Origin of the sequence: Helicobacter apodemus (assembly GCF_000765745.2) — a bacterium.
Classification (GTDB): Bacteria; Campylobacterota; Campylobacteria; order Campylobacterales; family Helicobacteraceae; genus Helicobacter_D; species Helicobacter_D apodemus.
The window spans coordinates 91835-116469 of the sequence record NZ_JRPC02000002.1 but is presented as its reverse complement, the minus strand read 5'-3'; the positions used below and the strand labels follow the sequence as shown (position 1 = coordinate 116469).

Sequence of the window (24635 nt, the reverse complement as noted above, 5' to 3'; positions counted from 1 at the left end):
AATAATGTAGAGATTGTTAATGATACCAATAGTGTTACACAAAATGTTAATGCTATTGCTCAAGAGATATTAGAAGATGTTAATAAGAAGAAGTTTTAGGGAAACTTCTTCTTTATTGGCTTAACTGCAATAATCAAATACTTTGTTTTGATTAATAAAACTTTCTTTTTATCTCTCAAATCACTGCTTTTAAAAATTCATCAATAAAAATCTCTATATATTTATGTGTTTAGATAGGGAAGTTCTCAAAAAGACTCAAATATCTAATAAACCTCTCCATAGCCATAAGTATTAGCGATAAAATCAATATCTTTATCCCCTCTTCCACTAAGATTAATAAGGATTTTTTTCCCTTTAAGATTTGGCGCTATCTTTAGAGCATAAGCTAAAGCGTGGCTAGATTCAATAGCTGGAATGATACCCTCTTTTTTGCTTAAGAGATAAAATGCAGCAATGGCTTCTTTATCTAAGATTGTTGCTACTTTAGTGCGTCCAATACTATGCAAATAAGCGTGTTCTGGTCCAACACTTGGGTAATCTAATCCACTTGCGATACTATAAACAGATGCTGGCTCTCCCTTAGAATCTTTTAACATAATTGAATTAAACCCGTGCATAACACCTTCTTCTCCATAGCTCAAAGTTGCTGCATTCTCTCCTAATTTTTCACCTCTCCCCAAAGGCTCTACCCCTACTAACTCTACACTATCATCAATAAATCCACTAAAAATTCCCATAGCATTACTGCCACCCCCAACACAAGCTATCACTATATCTGGCAACTCTCCTGTCATTTCAAGGAATTGCTCTTTAGATTCTATCCCTACAATACTTTGAAAATCTCGGACAATCTTAGGAAAGGGATGAGGACCAACTACAGAACCAATAGCATACATCGCATTATGAGGATCTTTTAGATAAGATTGAAAGGCAGAATCTACCGCCTCTTTTAAGGTTTTTGCTCCAAAGCTTACAGGAATAACCTTAGCCCCTAAGATTTTCATACGCACTACATTTGGATGCTCTTTAGCAATATCCACCTCTCCCATATGAATCTCACATTCTAACCCAAAATAAGCTGCTGCTGTAGCTAATGCCACTCCGTGCTGCCCAGCCCCTGTTTCTGCAATTAATTTCTTTTTTCCCATAAATTTTGCTAAAAGTGCTTCACCCATACAATGATTAAGCTTATGTGCTCCTGTGTGGTTTAAATCTTCTCTCTTTAAATAAATTCCAGCCCCTTTATATTCCCTTGTTAAATTATGCGCAAAATAAATTGGAGTAGGACGCCCTTGAAAATGTTTTCTAATTTTTCGTAATTCCGCGATAAAATCACTATTTTGCGCGATAAGATTATAAGCTGCATCGATCTCTTGCATTGCTTTTTGAATACTCTCTGGGACAAAACTTCCACCAAATTTTCCAAAATACCCTTCTTCATTAGGGAATTGCTTTAAATAAAATTGTTTCACTGGTATCCTTTATTCATAAGTTTTGGGTTTTAATTTCATCATCCAACCACTAGACCAACCCACTAATACTAATATATAAAAAGCCTTACGCACTTCAAAATAAGATTGTGCATCCATAAAACTATGATTAGTAATCATCATAGTAACAAATACAACCAACAACAAAAATAAATTAAAATGCTCATAAGAATCCAAAAGATTCTTGCGTATAACGACAATATAAATAAAGACTAAAAATCCTAAAACCAAAAATATTAGCTCTATATAACCTATAATTCCATTTTTGAAAAAAGGAGAAATGCTAAAACCAAAAATCCCACCAATAATAACATTAAAATTTGGTTGCATTAACTCGATGATTCTTCCTATTATCTTATTTTTATCAAAATGCAAATTTAAAAAATATGTCGCACAAGGAATAACAACAAATAAACTATAAAAGAGATAATCCACAACCCTAATATAGAAAGGTTTATCAAGAATTCCTTCTTTAACAAACTTTAAAGAATCTTCTAAAGAAAAAAGATTCAAATATACCCTCTCTTCAATAAAAAATTGATAATAAAGCAAACAAACAAAAATTAACAATACACTAGCTATACAAAGACTATAAATTTTTGAAATATAGCTTGTATAAATCCTAACAAGATGAAAAAGACTAATTACGACTCCCCCTAATAATAAAATAATTGCTATCATAAAATACACGCCATAAGGCTGTGTTATTAAGCGAAACATTTGTTTAAAATCTTCTGCAAATCCCGAAAGTAGAAGCATTAAAATAGTAAAAAGTGCTAAAACAAAATATAAAGAAGAAAATACTAGATGAAAGGGTATATTTTTTTTCATCATTTAACCTTTTTATAAATTAAGGATTCTTGGCAAAGTAATTATCAACACCATCGGCAATTCCTAATGCGAGCATTTTTTGAAAAGCACTTTGATTAAGCCTTTCTCCCTCTTTAGGGTGCGTTAGATAACCAACCTCTAACAAAACTGAAGGCATTAATGCCCCTACTAACACCCAAAATGGACCCTCCCTTACACCTCCATCTACGACTTTATACTTTCCTCTTACTGCTTGTAGCATTCCATATTGAATATCAATGGCTAAACGATTAGAAGCAATAATACGTTGCGTATTGAGGATGTTTAAAAAAGACTGCTTCGAAAAATAATTCATAACCTCTGTATCATCTTTATTTTCTAAAGCCGCTACTTTCTTAGCTCTCTCACTTCTAGCTGTTGAGAGAAAGTAACTTTCAACACCTTCTAGCTTCTCTCTATTTTCAGAAATAGCATTAGCGTGGATAGAAATAAATAAATCCGCATTTTTATTATTAGCAAACCTTGTTCTCTCTCTAAGTCCTATAAAAATATCTTTAGAGCGAGTCATATAGACCTGATACCCCCTCTTTTTTAACTCCTCATTAAGATATTTAGAAATATTTAAGACAATCACTTTCTCACAAACTTTCCCTACACTCATAGCACCACAATCCTTCCCCCCATGTCCTGGATCTATTACAATCACCTTTTTTTTGCCAACCCCATTTGCTGTAGTGGTAACCTTAGCTGTACTGGTGGTTGTAGTCTTTGGAGGTGTTTTAGCTATCTTAGGTTCCTCAAACAAAGAAGCAATAGAAGGTGAATTGAGACTTTTAGCGTTAGGAAATATCAAAACTGCCTTTTTAGCTGATACTTCTAAGGGGATTTTTATCTCTTTAGAGGAGTTAATCACAAAACGTACCCTCTCCTTAGAATTTTGTGCTATCTTAAATTCTATATTATCTTCAAACTTAAAAACTTTAGCACTCCCCATAAGCTCCGCTTGTATATCATAAACATAACGAATCCCACCATTGTTTTTTAAAGCAAAGTCTTTAAAATCTTGTTTTTTGATATTTTGGTTAAAATTTAAAATAATGCTATTTTGACTTTGTTGGATTGAAATTATCTTCAAAGACTGTGCTAAGAGAATATTACCAAAGAAAAGAAAAATTAAAAAAATTCTCATCATTGTGTTAATTCATCTAAAATTTCTTGCACACTTTGAATTTTTTCAATCCTATAACCATTCGCCCCTGTAAAATATAAACCCTTATTAATGTCCCCTAAATATCCATCACCCAAGCCATCAGCAATGCAATATCCTACTTTTTTTGCTTCTTCTCCTCTATGGCAGGGAGCCACACAATTACTTATGCAAGCAATTTTCTCCCCTCTTCCCTCTCTTAATGCCTTAATAATTCCTGTAACAACAGCCCTTGCGGGATAACCCACAGGAGATTTAATCAGTTCAATATCTTCTTTAGTAACCTTTAACATTAAAGCATTATAATGTTTGGCATCACATTCTTTAGCCCCTAAAAATCTAGTTCCCATTTGCACACCACTAGCACCTAAATCCATAAATTTATCAATATCTTTTCTATCCCAAATTCCTCCCGCAGCAATAATGGGAATATCTCCCCATTTTTTAGATTCCTCTAACACCTGTGGAACTACGGCTTCAAGCTGGTATTCAGGTTTAAAGCAATCTTCATAACTTACCCCTTGATGTCCTCCACTTAAGGGTCCCTCTACAATAATAGCATCAGGGATTCTTTTGTATCTACCCTCCCAACGCTTACAAAGGATCTTTAAGGCTTTTGCTGAAGAAACAATAGGAATAAGCATCACTTGCGGAAAATTAGAAGTAAATTCTGGTAGATTTGTAGGCAATCCCGCCCCTGTAATAATCATATTAGCCCCTGCTTCACAAGCATCTCTTACAACTCTGCCATATTCATTAATAGCATAGAGGATATTTGCCCCAAGAGGATTTTCGCCACAAATCTTTCGGGCATTTTTAAAAATTTCAAACAAAGATTCTCTAGAGTAGAAATTAATAGTATCAAAAGGACGATTTTTAACAGCTTTTTGAATAAAAGCACTATTTTTATAATAACCTGTCCCTACACAAGAAATAATCCCTAATGCACCACATTTTGAAACATTTCCGGCTAAATTATCCCAACTAATACCAACACCCATTCCACCTTGAAATATAGGAATTGGAAGAGTATATTTTCCAATTTTTAGGGGCTTTAATTGAACTTTTTGTAGCATAAATTTCCTTTTATTGAATCAAAACTTTAATAAATTTTCTTTTTCCAACTTGTAAAACATATTCACCCTCTTGCAAATTAAGCTTACAATCCTCTAATTTTTGGTGATTAAGTTTTACGGCACCTTGTTTAATAAGCCTTAGAGATTCAGAATTAGAAGCACTTAATCCACATTCACTCATAAGCTGTGCTATCCAGATATTTTTAGATTTTATAAAACTTGGCATATCACTAGGTAACTCATCTTTACTAAAAACGCGTATAAATTCCTCTCTTGCTTCTTGTGCCTTTTGCTTATCATGATAACGTGCAATAATTTCTAAGGCTAAATCCTCTTTTATGGCTTTTGGATGGAATTTTCCTTGCTCTACCCCTATTTTTAAAGCTCCAATTTCTTGCAAAGTTTTTGTGCTTAAAAGCTCATAGTAACGCCACATTAAAGTATCAGAAATACTTAAAATTCTCCCAAACATTTCTTTGGGTTCTTGGGTGATTCCTACATAATTCCCTAAACTCTTACTCATCTTTTGCACACCATCTAAACCTTCTAATAAAGGCATCATTACTACAGATTGCTCTTTATTTAATCCATAAGATCTCTGCAAATGCCTCCCCATCAACAAATTAAATTTTTGATCACTCCCACCTATTTCAATATCACAATTTAAAGCCACAGAATCATAACCTTGTAAAAGCGGATAAAAAAACTCTACGATACTAATAGGGTTTTGTGCTTTATACCTTTTTTCAAAATCATCCCGCTCTAACATTCTTGCAACAGAAAACTTTGCGGATAATTCAATCATTCCTTTGGTGCCTAATTTTTCAAGCCAAGTGGAATTAAAGACAATTTCCATCTTTGAAGAATCTAAAACCTTAAGCACCTGCTTTTGATAAGTCTCTGCATTTTCTAAAACCTGCTCTTTACTCAAAGGTTTTCTTGTCTCATTTTTTCCTGTTGGATCTCCAATCATCCCCGTAAAATCCCCAATAAGAAAATAAACCTTAGCTCCATATTTCTGAAAAATAGCAAGTTTTTGTAAAAGCACTGTATGCCCTAAATGCAAATCCGGAGCCGTTGGGTCAAACCCTGCTTTAATACTAAAAGTTTCTCCCCTCTCAAAATAAGCAGATAGCAAGGTTTTAATTCCCTCTAAGCCTATAATTTCTTGCGTCCCCCTTTCAATCTCTGCTAAAGCTAAATTAACTTTTGATTGCAAACTCATCCTCTCTCCTTAATTCGCATAGGCATCTTTTAGGGCATAGACATCAATAATCTTATAACGATTACCAAGTTTTGCCTTAATTTCTTTTGTATCGCGAATATGGGATTCAAAACACATTTCACAATGGGTGGCATAATTACTTTTTTGTGAACCTAATTCCACACTTAAAACATTAATATCCATTTTTGCTAAGAATTGTAAAAAATTCGCTAAAACACCTTTTTGGTTTTCTAAAGCAACGATGAGTTTATAAGTTTGTAACTTATCCCCAAACCAATTTACATAAAGCATTTTAACACCTTTTTGAATCTCCAAATACGCCCTATCACAAAGTTTATGATGCACAAAAGCCTTAGAACCATTCTTAAAAGCAATAATTCCATCGCCAAATTTTGGATGACAGCAATAATCAAAAACGGCTTGATTAATCGTATGATTGGTATAAATAGCTAAATTATCAAAACGCAATTCTTTAAGTTTTAAAATCCTCGTTTTAATCCGCGTTAAAAACCCGATATTTTGACGATAATTATTTTCAATCCGATTTTTAATATCTTTTAAAAAGCTAATATCGGTTGTAGCACGATAAGCCATATCCTCTAAATCACTTTCTATTAAGTATCTCTCAATTTCTTCTGCACTTTTACCAAAAATTGTTGCGATAATATTAATAGCACTTTTGCGTTCAATCTCTTTTATCCTAGAAGCACAATTATTACGAATCTGGCTTTTTGCCCTAGAGGTTTTAACCGCATCAGCCCAAGAGCAACGCAAAATATTCTCACTAGCAGTTACAATCTTTACAATATCTCCACTTTTTAATCTTGTTAAAAGAGAGGTTTTTTGGTTATTTACATACGCTTCTTTAGCCCTGCTACCAACTTCCGTATGCACTGCATAGGCAAAATCTAGCACAACTGCACCAATAGGCAAAGAATAATTATCCCCATCAGGAGAAAAGACTACAATATCCTCACGGTATAAGTCATTCTTAACAAGCTCATAAAATTCCTCAACAGAATTATTTTGAAATTGTAACTTATTAAGCCATTCTAAACTTGGGGCATTATTATTGCCACCTGTTTTGTATTTCCAATGTGCTGCAATCCCATACTCTGCACTTTTATGCATATCCTCTGTCCGAATTTGCACTTCAAAAATTGCCGAATCATCAAAAAGTGTGCTATGAATAGTTTGGTATCCATTTTCTTTAGGTAAGGCAATATAATCTTTAAACCTAGACATTATAGGTTTATATTTTAAATGCAAGATTCCAAGTGCCCTATAACACTCTAAAGGATTTTTGACAATTACCCTAATAGCTAGTAAATCCAAAACCTCATCAATAGAAATTCCTTTGCGTTGCATTTTAAGGTATATAGAATAATGCCGTTTAATACGACTTGTAATACTAAAATCTCCTACAGGTATTCCCCCTTGAATTAAGCTCTTTTCAACTTTTTGGATAAAAGCATTCAGTTTTAATTGAATCATTTGCTTATGCCTAGAAAAATAATCATCAATTTTTTTATATTCTTGAGGAAAAATATAATAAAAACTTCTATCTTCTAATTCATTTTTTAATGAAGAAATACCAAGTCTATGTGCTATGGGCGCATAAACAACTAAAGTTTCCTCTGCGATTCTCTTTTGTTTATTAGATGCTAGGGCATCTAGGGTTAGCATATTGTGTAACCTATCACAAAGCTTCACAACAAGCACTCTAACGTCTTTTACAGAAGTAATTAACATTTTACGAAAGCTTAGGGCTGCTACAACAAGTTTTTCACTAGAATATGAAGAGGGTAATTCTTCTGCACGAATGGCAACAATTTTTGTTAATCCATCCACTAAAGAAGCAACATCTGCCCCATAATCCCTTTTTACTTCCTCTAAAGTATAAGGTGTATCTTCTACAACATCGTGCAAAAGTGCAGCACACACCATCTCTTCATCTCCACCAAAATAAGTTACAATACAAGAAACCAATAAGGGATGGACAATATAAGGCTCTCCACTCTTTCTTACCTGCCCTTGATGGGCTTGTGTAGCAAAAGCAATGGCATTTTGTATGCTAGGAACTTCTTCAACCATAGAATAAAGCAACTCTATTGCTTTATTTGGACTTGTAATTTCTCTAACTTTTTTTAAAAAATCCAAAAATCAACCTTGCTAATCCTTAAAAATTATCCTTAATTTTTAAAATCCTCAATTTTCTCTAACCCAATCTTTCCCTCTGCGACTTCTAAAAGTGCAATATCGGAGAGTTTATCACTTTTAACATTTTTATTAACTAGAGGTTTAGCCCCACGACTTAACTCATCAATTCTCACAAATAAAATATTAGAAAGCAAATATCTATCAAAATTTACTTTTTCTAATGCCTTAGAAGCAATTTGTTCTATTCTCATTTTATTTCCTTATATAAATTTAGATTCGCAACTTTTGAATAAATAGCATCTTCGTTTTGTTGAACAATATTTAAAAGATTCCCTTTTTTAAACATATTACAAACAATAATAGGAAGAGCATTATCCTTTGCTAAGGCAATAGCCGTATCATCCATTACCTTAATATTATCCTTTAGGGCTTGTTCATAACTAAGCTGCTTAAGCATCACAGCATCACTAAATTTCACAGGATCTTTATCATAAACCCCATTAACCTTTGTCGCCTTGATAATTATTTCTGCACCTATCTCTACCGCCCTTAGAGTAGCCGCCGTATCTGTTGTGAAAAATGGATTCCCCGTTCCTGCGACAAAAATAACAACGCGTCCTTTTTCTAAATGCCTAATAGAGCGACGATTAATATAAGTTTCACAAACTTCTTTAATCTCTAAAGCACTCTGAACGCGAACATCAAGCCCGTGGTATTCTAAAGCTTCCTGTATAGCCACTCCATTAATCACTGTAGCAAGCATACCCATATAATCTCCACTTGTACGTTTAATCAATCCACTCTTTGCCGCACTCACACCACGGATGAAATTCCCACCGCCAATGACAATACCAACTTCTGCACCTATATCTACTAGGGATTTTAGCTCTAGGGCAACATAATCTAAAATAGAACTCTCAATCCCAAAACCACTTTCACTTGCTAATGCTTCACCAGAAAACTTTACCAACACGCGCTTTATCATCACAAAACCTTTGAGTTTCAAATGAAGCATTATATTAAAAAGTTACTTATGAATAAGTAAAGACTAAGCGTTATCTACCAAATTTTATTATTATCTTCGCGTAATTTTTCTATTTGCTTTAACTGCTTTTGTAAGGCTTTATCAAAATTACCTTTAGGATTATTAGAAGAGGGTTTTGATAAATCTTTACGATTATAAAAATCTTCAAAATACTCTTGATGTTTCTTAAACCCTGCACTATCAAGCTGCAAATTACGCAAATTTTTTTGTTGTAATTGTAAGTTTAAATTATCCAAATGCTGTCTGAAGCTTGATGGCTTTTCTTTTTTTAACAATGTTTCAGAAGCCATATCAATACTTTCTTTATTCATAGATTCTTTAGCATTCCCTTGATACCCTACTAAACATACCACCAAAAGTAACAAAAAACAACTATAATTCATAAACACCTTAAATTCAAAATATCTTTGATTGAATTTATAACATATTTTATTTAAGATTTTAAAAAGCAAATCAAGGAAAAAAGATGAAAAAAATATTTACTAATACAAGTTTGCTTGATAAAAATGCCATTGATAAGTTTTATTTATCTCCTGAAATTCTTATGGAAAATGCAGCTAGAGGAATGAGAGAATTTATGTTACCCTTTTGTAAAGAAGATTCAAAGATTTTGTTTATCTGTGGAGCTGGAGATAATGGTGCTGATTGCCTAGCCTTAGCTAGAATGCTTTGTGGAAGATGTAAAATAACTATCTTGTTACCCCTCGCCCTTAAAAGTAGGCTTGCTCTTCTACAATTTCAACGACTAAAAAGTCTAGAATCACATTGTGAGCTAAACTTTATACAAACTTTAGAACATAAAGAAAAATTTGATATTATTGTTGATGGTATTTTTGGCATAGGATTTAGAGGGGATCTTCCAAAAAACTTAGAAAATTTACTCCTTTTGCTTAATCAAATGCAGGCTTTAAAGATTGCTTGTGATATTCCAAGTGGGATTGATAAAGCAGGAAATCCTCGTTTTATCCAAAATAAACCCTTAGCCTTTAGGGCAAATTTCACACTTACAATGGGAGCGTTAAAAACAGGGCTTTTTAGTGATTATGCTAAAGATTTTGTAGGAGACATTCTTTTACTACATTTAGGCATAGAAGAAAATCTTTTTACCCCAAATTCCCCCTTTCATCTCTTAGAAGAAAAAGATTTTAACCCCCCATTAAGAGAAACAAATAATTGCAACAAAGGAGATTTTGGGCATTTAAGTATTTTTATAGGTGAAAAGGGAGGTGCTGGGATTCTTGCTGCACTCGCTGGACTTAGGATAGGTGCTGGGCTTGTTAGCATCATTGGGGAATGCCCAAATTGCCCTATAGAGATTATGCAAACAAAGAATCTCCCTGCTAATACCACAGCTATTTTGCTTGGAATGGGGTATGGGAGAAAGTCTCCATCCCTGATAAAAACTCTACAACCCTATAAAGAAATTCCCCTTTTATTAGATGCAGATATGTTCTATCACGAAGACTTTAAAGCTTTTTTAAAAAACTTCACCAATCTTATCCTTACTCCACACCCTAAAGAATTTATAGAGATTCTTAAACAACTTAATAATCAAGAAATTTCTATCTCTGAAGTGCAAAAAAACCGCATTCCTTTAGCCTTAGAATTTAGCCAAAACTACCCAAATACCACCTTAGTGCTCAAAGGTGCAAATACCCTTTTAGCCAAAAAAGGAGAAGTTTTTATCAATCCTTTAGGAACAAATACTCTTGCAAAAGGTGGAAGTGGGGATGTTTTAGCAGGAATCATTGGGGGTTATTTAGCGCAAGGATATGATTGCTTAGAAGCCTGCATACAAGGAATTTTAACCCATAGCCTTTGTGCGAAAAAATTTGCCACAAAAAATGCAAATTTTGCACTTAGTCCCCTTGATTTAATCGAGCAAATCCGCTACATTTAAGCAAAAAATTAAGGAGATAATGTTGGAAAATGATATTTTACAAATAGGGAATAAAAATTTTAAAAGTCGCTTGATTGTAGGTAGTGGAAAATATCCGGATTTTAAAACCACTTATGATGCTACAATAGCTTCAGAGGCAGAGATGATAACTGTAGCGGTAAGACGCGTTAATATCACAAACCCTAATGAGGAGAATTTGTTAGATTATTTTAAACATACAAATATCTCTTTTCTCCCTAATTCTGCAGGTTGTGTCAATGCTAAAGAGGCTATTACACTTTTTCGTTTAACCAAAGAAGCAACTGGAATTGACTTTATTAAACTTGAAATTATAGGGGATACCCAAAAAACTCTTTATCCTGATGTTATTGAAACCTTAAATGCTTGTGAGGTATTAGCCAAAGAAGGATTTAATATCTTAGCTTATACTAATGATGACCCCGTAATGGCAAAAAAGCTTGAAAATGCAGGAGCAAGTGCTATAATGCCTTTAGCTGCACCCATTGGTAGCGGACTTGGTATCCAAAACCGCTATAACATAGCCTTTATTAAAGCTGCAGTCAAAATTCCTGTAATCGTAGATGCTGGGGTTGGTTGTGCTTCTGATAGTGCCATAGCAATGGAGCTTGGTGCAGATGGTGTTTTAACAAATACCGCTATAGCACAGGCAAAAAACCCTATTTTAATGGCTCAAGCTATGCGTGATGCAATAAAAGCTGGAAGAGCAAGTTATCTTGCAGGTAGAATCCCTAAAAAACCTTATGCAACCGCAAGCTCTCCAAATGATGGTTTATTAGAATTCAACTAAGATCTTATAAATAGAGGGGGATATTATAAATGTGGCTCCGGATGTAGGATTCGAACCTACGACCAAGCGGTTAACAGCCGCCTACTCTACCGCTGAGCTAATCCGGAATAAAAGAGGTAGAATTATATAGAAAAACCCTTAGGGTGTCAATAGTTTTAAAAAAATAATATAGAAACTTGAAAAACAATATAGTAAAATACTATAATTTCATATCAAGTTTATAGGAATTCGAGGTTTTATGGGACGAGCATTTGAATACAGAAGAGCAAGCAAAGAAAAACGTTGGGATAAAATGTCTAAACTCTTTCCAAAATTAGGCAAAGCAATTAGTATTGCGGTTAAAGAAGGCGGGAGTGGAGATCCTGATATGAATTCTAAATTGCGTAGTGCTATCTTAGCTGCTAAAGCCCAAAATATGCCAAAAGATAATATTGAAGCTGCTATTAAAAGGGCTTTGGGTAAAGATGGAATCCAAATTACAGAAGTAAATTATGAAATAAAAGCCCCTTATGGAGCTTTATTTTTTGTAGAATGTGCTACCGATAATCCTACAAGAACTGTTGCTAATCTTAAAAGCTATGTGAATAAATTTGGTGGCACAATGCTTACTAATAATTCCTTAGAATTTATGTTTTCCCGCAAAGCACATTTTGAAGTTGCTAAAACAAATATTAAAGATTTAGAAGAATTAGAGCTTACTCTCATTGATGTAGGATTAGATTCTATGGAGATTGAAGAAGAAATTGTGCATATTTATGGAGATTATACGAGCTTTGGGACTTTAGCTAATGCTCTACAATCCCTCCAAATAGAAGTTAAAAAAGCCGCTTTAGAGAGGATTGCCAATACTCCTGTAGAATTTAGTGAAGAACAGCTTGTGGATATTGAAAAATTGCTTGATAAAATCGAAGATGACGATGATGTTCAAGCAGTTTTTACCAATATCGCCTAATTAACTTAAACTTTGAAAGGATAAACAATGACAAAATTAACACAACAAACTTATGAAAACTCCATCAAAGAAGGGGTATCTCTTGTAGCTGTTGGTGCGCCTTGGTGTCCAGATTGTCGAAAAATAGAGCCTATTCTTGAAATTTTAGCTAAAGAGTATGACAAACAAGTCAACTTCTTTGCAGTGAGAGCCGATGAGGAAGAGAGCTTAAAAGAATCTCTTGGAATTAGAAGAATCCCAACTTTAATCTTTTACAAAAATGGTATAGAAATGGGAGAGAGAGTCGTAGAGCCTGATTCTAAAAATGCTATTGAAGGGGCAATTAAGAAAACTCTTGATATTTAAGGCAAAGAATATACTTCTAAGGAGAAGGAAAATACCAAAACTCCTTCTTCTGCTTCTATATGAATAGGGAATACAAGATGCACAATGCCTTCCAAACTAATAACTTGTATTAATGCATCATTAAGAGCCTTTATATCCACAATTTTACCGCTTACAATGTAATTTTGCGCTAAATAACCATTTTTAAGATAAGCTTCACCATTTTTAACAACATCTACTTTTTCAAAAATAGAAGAAAGTCTGCTCTTGATTTTTTCTTGTGTAATATTCGCTTTAAAGGCACTTAAGAGGGTATGATTATCCATTTGGTATTTTGCTAAAGTCTCTGCAGTTTGCATTTTTTGCTTTTGCACTTGCTGGGTAATATGTAATTCCTTACGATAATTCGTATTTTCCTTTTTAAATTCTTGTAGTTGGGGATTCACTAAAGATAGAAATATAATCACAACCAAAAAGAAATAAAAAACAAAAAAGAAAGTATTTCTAATCCAATCAATTTGTGCTAAAAATGCCTTCATTCTTCATTCTCTTCATTTATTTTACTAACAGAGATAAAATTATACCAACCATTTGGCAAAGCATAAAAATCAGCCCGACTTTGATTAAAAATAGAACGCAATGGCACTTCAAGTAAAAATGTATAAACCTGTTTAGAGGGTGTTACTCCATAGAGGGTAAGTTGGGTTTTACTCATCTCTATTTTTTTTAAAGTAATCTGTTCAGGTATCATCCCAAAGAGATTTTCAACACTTTCTTTAAGGATAATATTCTGTGAAGCAATGGCACTACCAAATCTAACCTTATATTCTTCTTGTATCTGAAGTGTTTGATAATTTTTAATGTCTTGCAATAAGTTTTCTCTCTCAAGCAGTGATGCTTCAATCTCCTCTCTCATAATGAATCCCTGAATCTTAAGTGTAACGACAAATCCCAATAAAATAAAGATGGTTAAAAAAATATAACCCCACCAAATACGCGAGATTTTTTTTAATAAAGTTTTCTTATTGGGAAGCGTAAAACTATAATTCATATCATTTCTTTCTCTTCAAAGAATTTATAAGATTCATAGCCTAAATTTGATAGAATATCAGAAATATTACAAGCTCGAACATCTAAATCCAACATTGTAACATTAGCAATATGTTTTAACACTTCTTTATCAATCTTGTGAGGATTAAACAAAATAATTTGTGTGATAAAATCACTTTTATAAATCTTATTATTATAAAACTCACTAACAGCAGATTGAATGAATTTAGCCGCATAACTTACACGTGAAAAATCATCAAAAGATTCTTGATGATTATCGTTAATACTTTCTTCAATACTTTCTTCAATATTTTCTTCAATGGAATCATCAGACTCATCTTTTAAAAACTCAATTAACTCCTCATCAGAATCAGACTCATCTGCTAAATCTAAGTCTCCAAGACTATATAATTCGTGATTTATATCATTGGTTACATCAGATTCGTCAATATCGTCTAAATCTTCACTTAAATGCTTTTTAGCAGTATTGTCTCTCAAATTAATCTTGCTCTCTAGAATATAATAAGCACCAAAAAGAATCTCATTCTTTCCTTTGGCCACCATCATTGTAATATTAGACTTTTGAAACAAAATATAGAGGTTACAAGTATCTTCGACAGTATTCTTAATCAAAGAATACAACAACGCAAAAGGGGAAATCACAAAATCCACTCCAACTTTTAAAAATTGTTTTCTGGTCTCTGCAATACCCTCTTTAGAGCAATACACAAACCAATCATCAATTCTTTTAGACTCAATATCTGATACATTCACCCCATATTTAATAAAATCATCTTCATTAGCAGTATCCATCACCCCTTGAATAATCGAAGTAGATAAAGAAGAAATATAGGTAAAAGGCTTTTTAAACCGAATTGAATTAATGTATCTAACTGCTGACATAGGTAACTCGCCAGGGTTTGTTTTAAATGTTTTTGTTTGGGTCTCAATAACTTTAGCACGTTTATAAATTTTTGTTGTAATGTAACAAAACCTATTATCGATTTCAACCCCTATTACAACAGTAGCTAAAAGATAGCGGATTGCTTTTTTGAGATTCATCTTGACTTAAACTCCCATTCTTAAACCATAATATAATAAATAATTTTGCCTTAAGAATAAACTAATTCTTAATATCTTTACCCAATTTTAAGAATTGTGATGATTATCTTCTTGCAATATTTACCTAATGCATATGCACTTTGTGTTCCATTTCTGTAGGATAAAAAAACTTTACCCCCATTTGCACCATCAAAACACCAAAAATAACAATAGCTAAAGCGGCAATATTCATAACAATTTTTCTTAATCTTGCTTGAGAGAATAAAGTATTAGCTAAAAACCCCATTATTAACAAAGGAATCATAGTAGCCATTCCAAAAACTGCCATAATCACCCCTCCTGTAAAAGCATTGGCAAAACCCACTACACTTGATAAAAACGCATACACAAAACCACAAGGCAATAAACCATTTAAAATCCCTAACAAGTATAAATTTAAAGGTGTTTTTAGGGATAAAAATTTTTTAAATTCCTTTTGATACCATTGAGAGTTTTGTAAAGAATGTTCTAAAAAAACCAAAAATTTGATTTTACCCAAAAGAGATATTCCAGCTAATACCATAACTATTCCAGCAAATATAAAAAGTCCTCCACGAAAATAAGGATTAATTGCAAACATACTGCTTAAAAATCCAACTATAGCACCTAAAACAATATAAACACTAATGCGTCCAAAATTATAAAGTAAGTGATAAGCTAAGATATGTCTTTTATTTAAATCTTTAGGCAAAGAACTACAATAGGCTAAAACAATGCCTCCGCACATCCCAATACAATGCCCAAAACTGCCTATTAATGCAATCATAAAAAGACTAATTAATTCCCAACCTTCCACTATATTTTCTCCCAAACACTCCCAGAGGGGGTATCCATAATTTGGATACCCATAGAAGAAAGCTCTAAACGAATGGCATCAGCTTGTTTAAAATCTTTTTGTAATTTTGCTTCTAAACGTTTGCGGATTAAGGATTCTATTACCATTCTTTGGTCTTTACTAATACCTAGTTGAAAATAAGCAAAGGCATCTTTACCCCCAATCCCTAAAAGTCTTTGTATAATAGCTAAACCCCCCGTAATAGCAGGAATTTCTTTGGTTTGTTTATTGTCTAAAGATTCATTAGCTTTGCTAACAAATTCATCAACCACACTTAAAGCTTTTGAAATATTCAAATCATCCCCTAATGCCTCTAAAAGCATTGCTTTAAATTTGGAACAACCTTTTTCTTCTATGCCTTGTATAGGAGAGATTCGCTTTTTTAAGCGATAAATTTTATCTAATCGCTTTTTAGAACTTAACAAATCCTCTTCAGAGAAATTTAACCCAATACGATAATGGGTGCTTAGGAGATAAAAACGCAAAATCTCACCATCATAATTTTTTAACGCATCTTTAATAAAAAAACTATTACCCAAAGATTTTGCCATTTTTTCACCATTAATAGTTACAAACCCATTATGTATCCAATATTTAGCAATTTTTTGATTATCCGCACATCGCGTTTGTGAAGCTTCATTTTCATGATGAGGAAAAAGCAAATCTGCCCCTCCTCCGTGTATATCAATAGCGTATTCACCTGCATAAGCCAAATGTTTTTTAATCATTGCACTACATTCTATATGCCAACCTGGACGACCCTTGCCAAAAGGAGATTCATATCCTATATCACCCTCTCCTTTATAGCTTTTCCACAAAGCAAAATCTTTAGAATCTTTTTTTTGCTGACTATCTTGAATTCTACTTTGTGTCTCTAATTCCGCATCTCTACCACTTAAACTACCATATTCTAAATCTTTTTTGACAGACAAATAAATATCATCATTAGCAGCCCTATAAGCAAATCCTTTTTGTAAGAGCTGTTGTATCATCGCAAAAATACTCTCTAAACTCTGTGTAGCCTTAGGTTCTATATCTGCCCTAATAACCCCTAAAGCCTCCATTTCTTCAAGATATTTTTGTGTATAGTGTTGTGTAATATTCTCAATGCTTAAGCCACTCTGGAGTGATTTATTAATAATCTTATCATCAATATCGGTGAAATTTTTTGCAAACAAAACTTTATATCCATTTTCAGCCAAAACTCGACGCCATAAATCAAAGACAATTGCACTCCTTGCGTGTCCTAAGTGTGAATCATCATAAACCGTAGGACCGCAAATATACATACGAATTTCTGGGGGATTAAGTGGAATAAAATCTACTTTCTTCTTTTTTACACTATCATAAATTTTAATTGGCATACTATATTCCCTTAACTTAAAGAAATGCGAAGATTTAATGGAATTTCAAAAAAGTGACTTTCAAAGTAAGAAGTATAACAAAAAAACTCTAATTCCCAACTACTTTTGATACTCACTTTATAAAATTCTAACCCCTCTAGAATACTCATCTTTACAAAATGCTGACTTATTTGTTAGAATTCACTTATTTATATAAAGTGAAAATTATGGATTTTATAGAACTTGAACTAATCTATGTGCATTTACTTTTATCACTTCTGTTATTTTTGCCTCCACTTATTAATCTTTATGCACTTCTTTTTAAAACCTCACATACGCAAAAATTAAAATTTTTAGCCCTTATGGCTCCTGCTTATTACACTTTTCTTAGTGCAAGTCTTTTTAGTGGATTAGTATCTTGGGCAATGCTTAGATTTACAATAATCCCCGAAGTTTTTATTATGCTTATTCTTTGGCTACTCATCTTTATCCTTGAAATCAAACGACATAAAAAACAAAAACTTATACAAGTGGAATCTAACCCTAATATAAGACTGCTATTCTTCCAATGGGCATTAAGAAAATATCTTTTTGATACATGTGCCTTTATTGGCTTATTTTTACTCATTTTCATTTTATAATGCAATTCCTTATCCATAAAAACGCTGGAGAGCAGTGCTTAAAACTACAAGGCGATAGTTATCATCACCTCTTTCGAACAAGAAGAACCAAAAAAACACAATTCTTATATCTTAGGAATCTTAGGGATTTAAATTGTTATACCTATTCCATTGCTTCCTTAGACAAAAAAGAAGCATTACTCCATTTAATTTCTTCTAAAAAGACAGAACTTATTAATCCACCAAATGGGCATTTGATTTGGTCAATCATCGAACCAAAAAATATAGAAAAAACACTCCCTATACTCAATGAATTTAATTTGCGAAAAATCACATTTTTCTATGCAGAATATTCACAAAAAAACTTTAAACTCTCTAAAGAAAGGCTTAAAAAAATCCTAGAAAATTCGTGTGAGCAATGCGGGAGAATTACGGCTTTAGAAATTGAATTTCTTAATAATCTTGAAGAGATACTAACTAAATACCCTAATTTAGCAATTTTAGACTTCAACGGTAAATCTTTAAAAAACCTAAAAGAGGAATCTATTTTAATAGGACCTGAGGGGGGATTTAGCCCAAGTGAGAGGATATTATTTAAAAACAAATCCGTATATAGTGCATTAAATTGTAATATTTTACGCAGTGAGAATGCTGCTATTTATGCAACATTAGGAATAATTTAATCCCCAAAGCAGGGATTAATCTTAGGGATTAATCTTATGATGTAGTAATAGCTAATAAATCAATCACTCCATTTTTATGAAGCATAGCAAGAGCATAAGTAAAAAGACCGATAACAATCACAAAAATTATAGAATACTTCACCGTAAATTTAAATAAATCTGATTCTCTGCCTACTAATCCAACTGCCGCACAAGCAATAGCAATACTCTGTGGGCTTATCATTTTGCCTACAACTCCTCCTACGGAATTCGCTGCCAGGAATAAAACCTCTGGGATGTCAAGTGCTCTTGCGGTTAATTGTTGTAATCCACCAAAAAGTAGATTCGAACTTGTATCACTTCCTGTTAAAAATACTCCTATCCAACCAACCACTGGAGAGAAAAATGCAAAAGCATCACCTGTTTGTGCTAGTGCTAAAGCTAAACTTGCTGAAATTCCACTATAATTTGAGATAAAAGCAAATCCGACAACTAAGGCAATCGTTAAAATCGCAAACTTCATCTCATTTAAAGTTTCACCAAAAGTTTTTATAGCAGTAGAAACTTTAACCCTAAGTATTATCATCGTAATAATTGCCACTAAGAAAATAGAAGTTCCAACCGTATTAATTAATGGGAAGGTAAAGATTGAATTTACAGCTTTTGGCTCTGGCACAACAGGAATATTTTGCATAATCCCTATAAGCCCCGAAATCTCAAATCTAAAAACAAGAAAATTCAAAGCCCCATCTTTAGCGAACAAGGCTTTAAACCAAGGTTGGGTCCAAACTATAATGGCTAAAATCAAGATAACAAAGGGTAACCACGCTAAAATAATCTGCCCTACACTATAATTAGGTTTATTTTCCACATTAGCTTTTCCACCGACTTCTTCATCAAATTTAAAAACATTCTTAGGTTTCCATATCCTAAGAAATAATGCCACTACGATAATAGAAACTACTGCCGAAGCAATATCTGGCAACTCAGGCCCAAGCTTGGTCGCTGTGAGGTATTGAATAAGGGCAAAACTTCCACCTGCTACTAATGCCACAGGCCAAGTTTCTTTAACACCTTTCAACCCATCCATTAAAAACACTAAGAAAAAAGGAATAAACACAGAAAGGGGAGGGAGCATATGTCCTGCCATTGATGAGATTTCAAGCGCTGGAAAATTCAACGCACCCGCCATTGCAATAATGGGAATCCCAACTGCCCCAAAAGCTACTGGAGCAGTATTGGCAATCATACAAAGCCCTGCTGCATACAAAGGACGAAGCCCCAAACCTACCAATAGTGCTGCAGTAATGGCAACAGGACCCCCAAATCCAATTGCACCCTCTAAGAAAGCTCCAAAACAAAATCCTATTAATATAACTTGAATTCTTTGATCAGGAGTAATGGCGATAATAGATTCCCTTAAAATATCAAAATATCCAGATTTTACGGTTAATTTATAAAGAAAAATCGCCGCAATAATAATCCACGCAATAGGATATAATCCATACAAACCGCCATAAATCAAACTTCCTATAGCATTAGTTAATGGCATATCATAGACAAATAAAGCAATTAATGTTGCTAAAACCACGGTTAGAAAACCCGCAACATATCCTTGTAAATTCAAATAAACTAGAGAAACAAAAAACAAAAGAATAGGCAACAACGCCACAAAAGCACTTAGCCATTGATTCCCTAGTGGATCATAAATTTGAAACCACATCTTTTCTCCTTAAATAATTCATACATTCAACAAAATCATTATAAAAAATTGATTCTTAAATTTCTACTACCTCTACATCTTTTGTTAAAAAACTATTCCTTCACACTTCTAAATGTGTTACAAACTTTTACAGACAATACTTACCTTAATTGCTTTTATTCTAAACTTCAATAAAAAATATAGTTTTTTGTGATAAATTTCACAGATACAATTTCTTCAGATCAACCTTGAAATAACACAAGGAGTTTAAATGCGTGTTTTCTTTTTCTCGACCTGTATTGGAGCAGTTGCGTTTGCAGATACCTGTATTAATAGCATTAAATTATTGCAAAGAGAAGGGGTAGAAGTCATTTTTAAAAAAGACCAAACTTGCTGTGGGCAACCAAGCTATAATTCTGGCTATTATGAAGAGAGTAAAAAAATTGCTCTTTATATAATGAATCTTTTTAAAGGAGAGGAACCCATTATCGTCCCTAGTGGTTCTTGTGCGGGTATGATGAGAGTAGATTATCAAGAGCTTTTTAAAAATACTCCTTATCAATCACAAGCAAAAGACTTTAGCCAAAGAGTATTTGAACTTAGCGAATTTTTAGAAAAAGAGCTTAAAGTATGCTATGAGGATAAAGGAAGCCCCACTAAAGTAACTTGGCACAGCAATTGCCACGCCCTAAGGGTAACTAAATGTATTGCTTCTGCAAAATCTCTTATCAAAAGCTTAAAAAATGTCGAACTTATCGAGCTAGAAAGAGAAGAAGAATGTTGCGGTTTTGGAGGAACTTTTAGCATTAAAGAACCAGAAATATCCTATGCTATGGTAAGCCAAAAAATACAAGACATACAATCGCGTAAGGTAGAATATCTCTTAAGTGCAGATTCTGGCTGTTTATTAAACATTAGTGGAGCAATGAAAAAACAAGGAGTCAATATAAAAACTATGCACTTTTATGATTTCTTAGCCCAAAGAATAGGAGCATAGGGTATGGAAACCACCAAAGAGCAATACCATAGCATTATCCAAAGCAAGCTTCAAGATGCACAATTACGCAATAATCTCTTAAATGGTATGGATACGCTTAAAACCAACCGCAAAAATCTTATTGCTAATCGTTTTATAGATTGGGAATCCCTAAGAGAAAAGGCAAAACAACTCAAAAATAAGAATCTAAGCAAACTTGATTCTTTGCTAGAAACCTTTGAAAAAAATGCCACCCAAAATGGTTTAAAAGTGCATTGGGCTAGCACACCCCAAGAAGCTAATGAAATTGTTTATGAGCTTATGCAACAAAATAGTGTCAATAAAATCTTGAAGGGCAAATCTATGGCAAGTGAAGAAACGCATCTTAATGCTTTCTTAAAACAAAAAGGATTAGATCCTATTGAAACCGATTTAGGAGAGCTTATCATTCAGCTTATTGATGAACCACCCGTGCATATCGTAGTTCCCGCCATTCATAAAAATCGCCATCAAATCGGTGAGATTTTTCGCGATAAGCTCAATGCTCCTTTAGAAACAGAACCAGAAAAACTCAATGAAATTGCAAGGATTCATCTACGCAAAGAGTTTCAAGAATTTAAAATAGGTTTAAGCGGGGTCAATTTCGCTATTGCCAATGAAGGTGCGATATGGCTCTTAGAAAATGAGGGTAATGGCAGAATGAGCACAACCGCTTGTGATATACATATCGCATTTTGTGGTATTGAAAAGGTTATTGAAAGCTTTGAAGAAGCTTCTATTTTAAACGCTCTTTTAATACCCTCTGCTACAGGAGCTCCTGTTACTTGCTATAACAATATTATTTCCTCCCCTAGAAAAGAGGGTGAGTTAGATGGTCCTAAAGAAGTGCATATTATACTTTTAGATAATAACCGCTCTAATATGCTAAAAGATTCTCATTATTACCAATCCCTTAGCTGTATCCGCTGTGGGACATGCCTTAATCACTGCCCTATTTATGATAAAATTGGCGGACACGCTTATCTTAGCCCTTATCCTGGCCCTATTGGTAAGGTTATTTCTCCTCAACTCTTTGGGTTAAACAAATTTAGTCCTATGCTTGATTTATGCTCACTTTGTGGGAGATGCTCTGAAGTATGTCCTGTAAAAATACCCTTAGCAGAGCTTATTAGAGATTTACGAAGTGAGAGAGTGGGACAAGGGAGAAAAAATGTCATAGGAACTACAAAGGAGACAAAAAATCCTGCTGAAATAAAAGCCATGCAAAGTTTTTCTAATCTAGCAACAAGCCCAAAACAATGGCGTCTTATGCTCTATCTCTCCAATCTCTTAGCCCCACTTAGCAAACCCATCTCTCCTATCCTACCCTTATTAAAGCAATGGGTTACCTATAGGGAGTTTCCAGCAATAAATGGGAATCTTCACAAAAAAGTATCCCAAATGCAAGGAGTAATTTATGAGTAAAGAAGCTATTCTCAAAAACATTAGAGATTCTTTGCAACAAAATACTATTAATTACACACCCATATCCTACCAAAGCCCTATGAAAATCACGCAATCTAATCTCATCGAAGAATATAAAATCAACCAAACTAATAATAAAGCCATCATTAAAGAATGCACCTTAGATACACTCCTTACAACATTGCAAGATACCTTAAAAGAAATTAAAGCTAAAGAAGTGCTGTATAATACAGATATTAAGCTGCCTTTAGAAAACCTCCAATCAGATTTTAGGCTAATCCCTTACACAAAGAGTATTGATACTATGCGTGAGCAATGTTTTGGGATTGATACTTCTATTGTTAAGGCACGTTGTGCTGTAGCCAATCTAGGGATTATTGGGCTTAGCTCCAATACCAACGCTCCGCGTCTATCTTCACTCATTACCAACACTTGCATTTATCTTTTAGAAAAAAATAGCATTGTTGAAAATCTCTATGAAGCTACAATCGCCATTAAAACTTATGAAAAAAACCGAAGTGGTGGGGAGATATTACCTTCTAATATCATTTTTGTAGCAGGTCCTTCAAGAACTGCTGATATTGAACTCCAAACCGTTTTTGGGGTTCACGGCTCACGCGTAACTTATGTTTTACTCTATTAAGGAATCCCTTTGAAAAGTAAAAAAGCCTTTACAATGCTAGAATTAATCTTTATCTTAGTAATTTTAGGGATATTAGCTGCTGTTGCAATCCCTAAAATCTCTGCAAGCAGGGAGGATGCAAAACTCGTTGCCCTCAAAAGTGATATTAATACATTAAAAAGCTCTTTTCCAGCTTTTTTCTTATCCCAAGGGCAAGGAACTTTTAATACCGCTATTACTTTAAGCCCCTCTAATTGGGATATTGGGGACTATAAAATCTCTACCAAACTTAATAACAATGCTACTCCTTGCATTAGTGCAAGATTATTAAGTGATGAAAATGGCACACAGGCAACCACTCCACAATCTGTAAAATTTTTAGAAATTTCTACGCCTATTGTTGCTAATCAAAAAGGAGATCTTTGTGAAAAACTCGTTTTTGAATTGCGTTTAATCCCTAACACCCCACTTATTATACCTCTCCTAAGTAGCTCTATTGTTTTTTAACTCCAAAAAGGCTTTTAGCCTTTTAGAAGTTATTTTAGCTTTGTTAATTATGGGGGTTTTGTTTTCTTTTGCCTTACCAAAATTTACCAATTACCAACAAAGTTCTTGTATGACAAAACTTCAAATGCAAATTTTTAATTTCAAAATTGCACTTAAAAAACAAATCAACCAAACAAACAATCCAAATATCGACTTAATGGGACTCTATACACATTTAGATTTAAAACCTAGTAATTGCTCTTTCCAAACACAAAAAAATGGATTTATAGCTATTAATGGCGATAAAAAAATATCCTTTATCCTAAAAAATGGTATCTTAGAATGCCAACCTACCAAAAGTGATAAACTCCACAACAATGAATCTTTATGTGATATTTTTTAAAACTTCCTGATCACCTTGATATTTAACCTCTACAAAAGTTACTATATGGGCAAATACAAAGTTTTAGGAAATGAAATACTTTAAAAATAGCGTAATCCCTTTTTAACAATATTTTTACTATCTTTAATCTCAATATTATCATCAATTTTACCTCCCTTACTAGCCTCAAACACTTTTAGATTCAAGTCATCTTTTTTCATTATCTCCCCTTAACAATTTCAATTTTAAATGCAACACTATTTGTTTAGTGTTTAGTAGAATCTTTGTAAAAGTATTAAGCTTATAGCTTTCACTTTTATTACAACTTTTTGTTTGGTTAATACAAGGCGACAATTAAGAAAGAAAGTCTAAGGAGATTCATAGTTTTTTAAGCA

General features: G+C 33.4%; 27 protein-coding genes and 1 tRNA gene. 12 read left to right on the top strand and 16 right to left on the bottom strand.

What is annotated here, in order from left to right; genetic code table 11:
• Positions 1–99: hypothetical protein (locus tag LS72_RS11650; protein ID WP_414458056.1), on the top strand; the 99-nt coding region annotated here is incomplete at its 5' end.
• Between the two features lie 164 nt (positions 100–263).
• Here the strand turns inward: LS72_RS11650 and trpB are convergent.
• The 9 genes from trpB to LS72_RS01345 form a co-directional block, all read right to left on the bottom strand.
• Positions 264–1472: a tryptophan synthase subunit beta gene (trpB, locus tag LS72_RS01385; protein ID WP_034554067.1), complete on the bottom strand. Its 1209-nt coding sequence runs from the start codon at positions 1470–1472 to the stop codon at positions 264–266.
• 9 nt (positions 1473–1481) lie between these two features.
• On the bottom strand, positions 1482–2321 hold the full coding sequence (locus LS72_RS01380; RefSeq protein WP_034554065.1) for an LTA synthase family protein: 840 nt from the start codon (positions 2319–2321) through the stop codon (positions 1482–1484).
• 19 nt (positions 2322–2340) lie between these two features.
• A complete protein-coding gene (locus tag LS72_RS01375) occupies positions 2341–3489 on the bottom strand; it encodes an N-acetylmuramoyl-L-alanine amidase family protein (protein ID WP_331250507.1) in 1149 nt (382 codons plus the stop codon).
• A complete protein-coding gene (locus tag LS72_RS01370; RefSeq protein WP_034554063.1) occupies positions 3489–4583 on the bottom strand; it encodes a nitronate monooxygenase in 1095 nt (364 codons plus the stop codon). Before LS72_RS01370 ends, LS72_RS01375 begins: the two co-directional genes overlap by 1 nt.
• 10 nt (positions 4584–4593) lie before the next feature.
• Complete coding sequence (tyrS, locus tag LS72_RS01365; protein ID WP_034554062.1) at positions 4594–5808, bottom strand: tyrosine--tRNA ligase; 1215 nt, start codon at positions 5806–5808, stop codon at positions 4594–4596.
• Between the two features lie 9 nt (positions 5809–5817).
• Complete coding sequence (locus LS72_RS01360; protein ID WP_034554060.1) at positions 5818–7968, bottom strand: RelA/SpoT family protein; 2151 nt, start codon at positions 7966–7968, stop codon at positions 5818–5820.
• Positions 7969–8000: 32 nt separating this feature from the next.
• Positions 8001–8219 (bottom strand): DNA-directed RNA polymerase subunit omega, encoded by a 219-nt coding sequence (locus tag LS72_RS01355; protein ID WP_034554058.1) that lies wholly within the window; start codon positions 8217–8219, stop codon positions 8001–8003.
• Positions 8216–8953, bottom strand: coding sequence for a UMP kinase (gene pyrH / locus LS72_RS01350; protein ID WP_034554055.1), 738 nt, complete (start codon positions 8951–8953; stop codon positions 8216–8218). The genes LS72_RS01355 and pyrH overlap by 4 nt, the downstream gene beginning before the upstream one ends.
• A gap of 74 nt (positions 8954–9027) precedes the next feature.
• Positions 9028–9396, bottom strand: coding sequence for a hypothetical protein (locus LS72_RS01345; protein ID WP_052087300.1), 369 nt, complete (start codon positions 9394–9396; stop codon positions 9028–9030).
• An 83-nt stretch (positions 9397–9479) separates the two neighbouring features.
• Here LS72_RS01345 and LS72_RS01340 point away from each other — a divergent pair, with 83 nt between their 5' ends.
• Positions 9480–10913 carry a bifunctional ADP-dependent NAD(P)H-hydrate dehydratase/NAD(P)H-hydrate epimerase gene (locus tag LS72_RS01340; RefSeq protein ID WP_034554053.1) on the top strand — a complete coding sequence of 478 codons (1434 nt, stop codon included), beginning with the start codon at positions 9480–9482 and terminating at the stop codon, positions 10911–10913.
• A 22-nt stretch (positions 10914–10935) separates the two neighbouring features.
• Positions 10936–11721, top strand: coding sequence for a thiazole synthase (locus tag LS72_RS01335; RefSeq protein ID WP_414458054.1), 786 nt, complete (start codon positions 10936–10938; stop codon positions 11719–11721).
• Between the two features lie 32 nt (positions 11722–11753).
• Here LS72_RS01335 and LS72_RS01330 read toward each other — a convergent pair.
• Positions 11754–11828 (bottom strand) — tRNA-Asn (locus tag LS72_RS01330).
• Between the two features lie 131 nt (positions 11829–11959).
• Between LS72_RS01330 and LS72_RS01325 the strand changes: the two genes are divergently transcribed.
• Together LS72_RS01325 and LS72_RS01320 are read left to right on the top strand one after the other, a co-directional pair.
• Positions 11960–12673 (top strand): YebC/PmpR family DNA-binding transcriptional regulator, encoded by a 714-nt coding sequence (locus LS72_RS01325; RefSeq protein ID WP_034554048.1) that lies wholly within the window; start codon positions 11960–11962, stop codon positions 12671–12673.
• A 27-nt stretch (positions 12674–12700) separates the two neighbouring features.
• Positions 12701–13018 carry a thioredoxin family protein gene (locus LS72_RS01320; RefSeq protein WP_034554047.1) on the top strand — a complete coding sequence of 106 codons (318 nt, stop codon included), beginning with the start codon at positions 12701–12703 and terminating at the stop codon, positions 13016–13018.
• On the opposite strand, the gene LS72_RS01315 is transcribed toward LS72_RS01320, so the two are convergent.
• The 5 genes from LS72_RS01315 to cysS form a co-directional block, all read right to left on the bottom strand.
• Positions 13015–13536, bottom strand: coding sequence for a hypothetical protein (locus tag LS72_RS01315; protein ID WP_138154906.1), 522 nt, complete (start codon positions 13534–13536; stop codon positions 13015–13017). The two genes, LS72_RS01320 and LS72_RS01315, sit on opposite strands and share 4 nt — an antisense overlap.
• Entirely contained in the window at positions 13533–14048 is a 516-nt protein-coding gene (locus LS72_RS01310) for a hypothetical protein (RefSeq protein WP_034554765.1), read from the bottom strand. The genes LS72_RS01315 and LS72_RS01310 overlap by 4 nt, the downstream gene beginning before the upstream one ends.
• The gene (locus tag LS72_RS01305) at positions 14045–15109 is read right to left on the bottom strand and encodes a hypothetical protein (protein ID WP_034554764.1); all 1065 of its coding nucleotides are present in this window, start codon (positions 15107–15109) and stop codon (positions 14045–14047) included. The genes LS72_RS01310 and LS72_RS01305 overlap by 4 nt, the downstream gene beginning before the upstream one ends.
• 124 nt (positions 15110–15233) lie before the next feature.
• Positions 15234–15944: a sulfite exporter TauE/SafE family protein gene (locus tag LS72_RS01300; RefSeq protein ID WP_034554767.1), complete on the bottom strand. Its 711-nt coding sequence runs from the start codon at positions 15942–15944 to the stop codon at positions 15234–15236.
• Positions 15944–17347 carry a cysteine--tRNA ligase gene (gene cysS, locus LS72_RS01295; protein ID WP_034554763.1) on the bottom strand — a complete coding sequence of 468 codons (1404 nt, stop codon included), beginning with the start codon at positions 17345–17347 and terminating at the stop codon, positions 15944–15946. Before cysS ends, LS72_RS01300 begins: the two co-directional genes overlap by 1 nt.
• Positions 17348–17553: 206 nt before the next feature.
• Between cysS and LS72_RS01290 the strand changes: the two genes are divergently transcribed.
• Both LS72_RS01290 and LS72_RS01285 read left to right on the top strand, forming a co-directional pair.
• Positions 17554–17967 carry a hypothetical protein gene (locus LS72_RS01290; RefSeq protein WP_034554762.1) on the top strand — a complete coding sequence of 138 codons (414 nt, stop codon included), beginning with the start codon at positions 17554–17556 and terminating at the stop codon, positions 17965–17967.
• Positions 17967–18629, top strand: coding sequence for a 16S rRNA (uracil(1498)-N(3))-methyltransferase (locus LS72_RS01285; RefSeq protein ID WP_034554766.1), 663 nt, complete (start codon positions 17967–17969; stop codon positions 18627–18629). The genes LS72_RS01290 and LS72_RS01285 overlap by 1 nt, the downstream gene beginning before the upstream one ends.
• A 34-nt stretch (positions 18630–18663) precedes the next feature.
• On the opposite strand, the gene LS72_RS01280 is transcribed toward LS72_RS01285, so the two are convergent.
• Positions 18664–20331 (bottom strand): lactate permease LctP family transporter, encoded by a 1668-nt coding sequence (locus tag LS72_RS01280; RefSeq protein WP_138154903.1) that lies wholly within the window; start codon positions 20329–20331, stop codon positions 18664–18666.
• 250 nt (positions 20332–20581) lie between these two features.
• Here LS72_RS01280 and LS72_RS01275 point away from each other — a divergent pair, with 250 nt between their 5' ends.
• Genes LS72_RS01275 through LS72_RS01255 form a run of 5 tightly spaced genes read left to right on the top strand, consistent with a single transcriptional unit; the run spans position 20582 to position 24261 of the window.
• Positions 20582–21307, top strand: coding sequence for a (Fe-S)-binding protein (locus LS72_RS01275; RefSeq protein WP_034555276.1), 726 nt, complete (start codon positions 20582–20584; stop codon positions 21305–21307).
• A 3-nt stretch (positions 21308–21310) separates the two neighbouring features.
• Entirely contained in the window at positions 21311–22750 is a 1440-nt protein-coding gene (locus LS72_RS01270; RefSeq protein WP_138154900.1) for a LutB/LldF family L-lactate oxidation iron-sulfur protein, read from the top strand.
• On the top strand, positions 22743–23393 hold the full coding sequence (locus LS72_RS01265; RefSeq protein WP_034554910.1) for a LutC/YkgG family protein: 651 nt from the start codon (positions 22743–22745) through the stop codon (positions 23391–23393). The genes LS72_RS01270 and LS72_RS01265 overlap by 8 nt, the downstream gene beginning before the upstream one ends.
• Before the next feature lie 9 nt (positions 23394–23402).
• On the top strand, positions 23403–23879 hold the full coding sequence (locus tag LS72_RS01260; protein WP_238700655.1) for a type II secretion system protein: 477 nt from the start codon (positions 23403–23405) through the stop codon (positions 23877–23879).
• Positions 23869–24261 carry a type II secretion system protein gene (locus LS72_RS01255; RefSeq protein ID WP_034554911.1) on the top strand — a complete coding sequence of 131 codons (393 nt, stop codon included), beginning with the start codon at positions 23869–23871 and terminating at the stop codon, positions 24259–24261. Before LS72_RS01260 ends, LS72_RS01255 begins: the two co-directional genes overlap by 11 nt.
• Positions 24262–24635: the final 374 nt, after the last annotated feature.

Bases quoted from the DNA above. Each gene is read 5' to 3' on its own strand.
- LS72_RS01340 (WP_034554053.1), top strand. From the start codon at position 9,480: ATGAAAAAAATATTTACTAATACAAGTTTGCTTGATAAAAATGCCATT.
- LS72_RS01310 (WP_034554765.1), bottom strand. From the start codon at position 14,048: ATGAATTATAGTTTTACGCTTCCCAATAAGAAAACTTTATTAAAAAAA.
- LS72_RS01375 (WP_331250507.1), bottom strand. From the start codon at position 3,489: ATGAGAATTTTTTTAATTTTTCTTTTCTTTGGTAATATTCTCTTAGCA.
- LS72_RS01345 (WP_052087300.1), bottom strand. From the start codon at position 9,396: ATGAATTATAGTTGTTTTTTGTTACTTTTGGTGGTATGTTTAGTAGGG.
- LS72_RS01315 (WP_138154906.1), bottom strand. From the start codon at position 13,536: ATGAAGGCATTTTTAGCACAAATTGATTGGATTAGAAATACTTTCTTT.
- LS72_RS01285 (WP_034554766.1), top strand. From the start codon at position 17,967: ATGCAATTCCTTATCCATAAAAACGCTGGAGAGCAGTGCTTAAAACTA.
- cysS (WP_034554763.1), bottom strand. From the start codon at position 17,347: ATGCCAATTAAAATTTATGATAGTGTAAAAAAGAAGAAAGTAGATTTT.
- LS72_RS01370 (WP_034554063.1), bottom strand. From the start codon at position 4,583: ATGCTACAAAAAGTTCAATTAAAGCCCCTAAAAATTGGAAAATATACT.
- LS72_RS01275 (WP_034555276.1), top strand. From the start codon at position 20,582: ATGCGTGTTTTCTTTTTCTCGACCTGTATTGGAGCAGTTGCGTTTGCA.
- LS72_RS01290 (WP_034554762.1), top strand. From the start codon at position 17,554: ATGGATTTTATAGAACTTGAACTAATCTATGTGCATTTACTTTTATCA.
- LS72_RS01270 (WP_138154900.1), top strand. From the start codon at position 21,311: ATGGAAACCACCAAAGAGCAATACCATAGCATTATCCAAAGCAAGCTT.
- tyrS (WP_034554062.1), bottom strand. From the start codon at position 5,808: ATGAGTTTGCAATCAAAAGTTAATTTAGCTTTAGCAGAGATTGAAAGG.
- LS72_RS01325 (WP_034554048.1), top strand. From the start codon at position 11,960: ATGGGACGAGCATTTGAATACAGAAGAGCAAGCAAAGAAAAACGTTGG.
- LS72_RS01380 (WP_034554065.1), bottom strand. From the start codon at position 2,321: ATGAAAAAAAATATACCCTTTCATCTAGTATTTTCTTCTTTATATTTT.
- LS72_RS01280 (WP_138154903.1), bottom strand. From the start codon at position 20,331: ATGTGGTTTCAAATTTATGATCCACTAGGGAATCAATGGCTAAGTGCT.
- pyrH (WP_034554055.1), bottom strand. From the start codon at position 8,953: ATGATAAAGCGCGTGTTGGTAAAGTTTTCTGGTGAAGCATTAGCAAGT.
- LS72_RS01265 (WP_034554910.1), top strand. From the start codon at position 22,743: ATGAGTAAAGAAGCTATTCTCAAAAACATTAGAGATTCTTTGCAACAA.
- LS72_RS01305 (WP_034554764.1), bottom strand. From the start codon at position 15,109: ATGAATCTCAAAAAAGCAATCCGCTATCTTTTAGCTACTGTTGTAATA.
- LS72_RS01320 (WP_034554047.1), top strand. From the start codon at position 12,701: ATGACAAAATTAACACAACAAACTTATGAAAACTCCATCAAAGAAGGG.
- LS72_RS01355 (WP_034554058.1), bottom strand. From the start codon at position 8,219: ATGAGAATAGAACAAATTGCTTCTAAGGCATTAGAAAAAGTAAATTTT.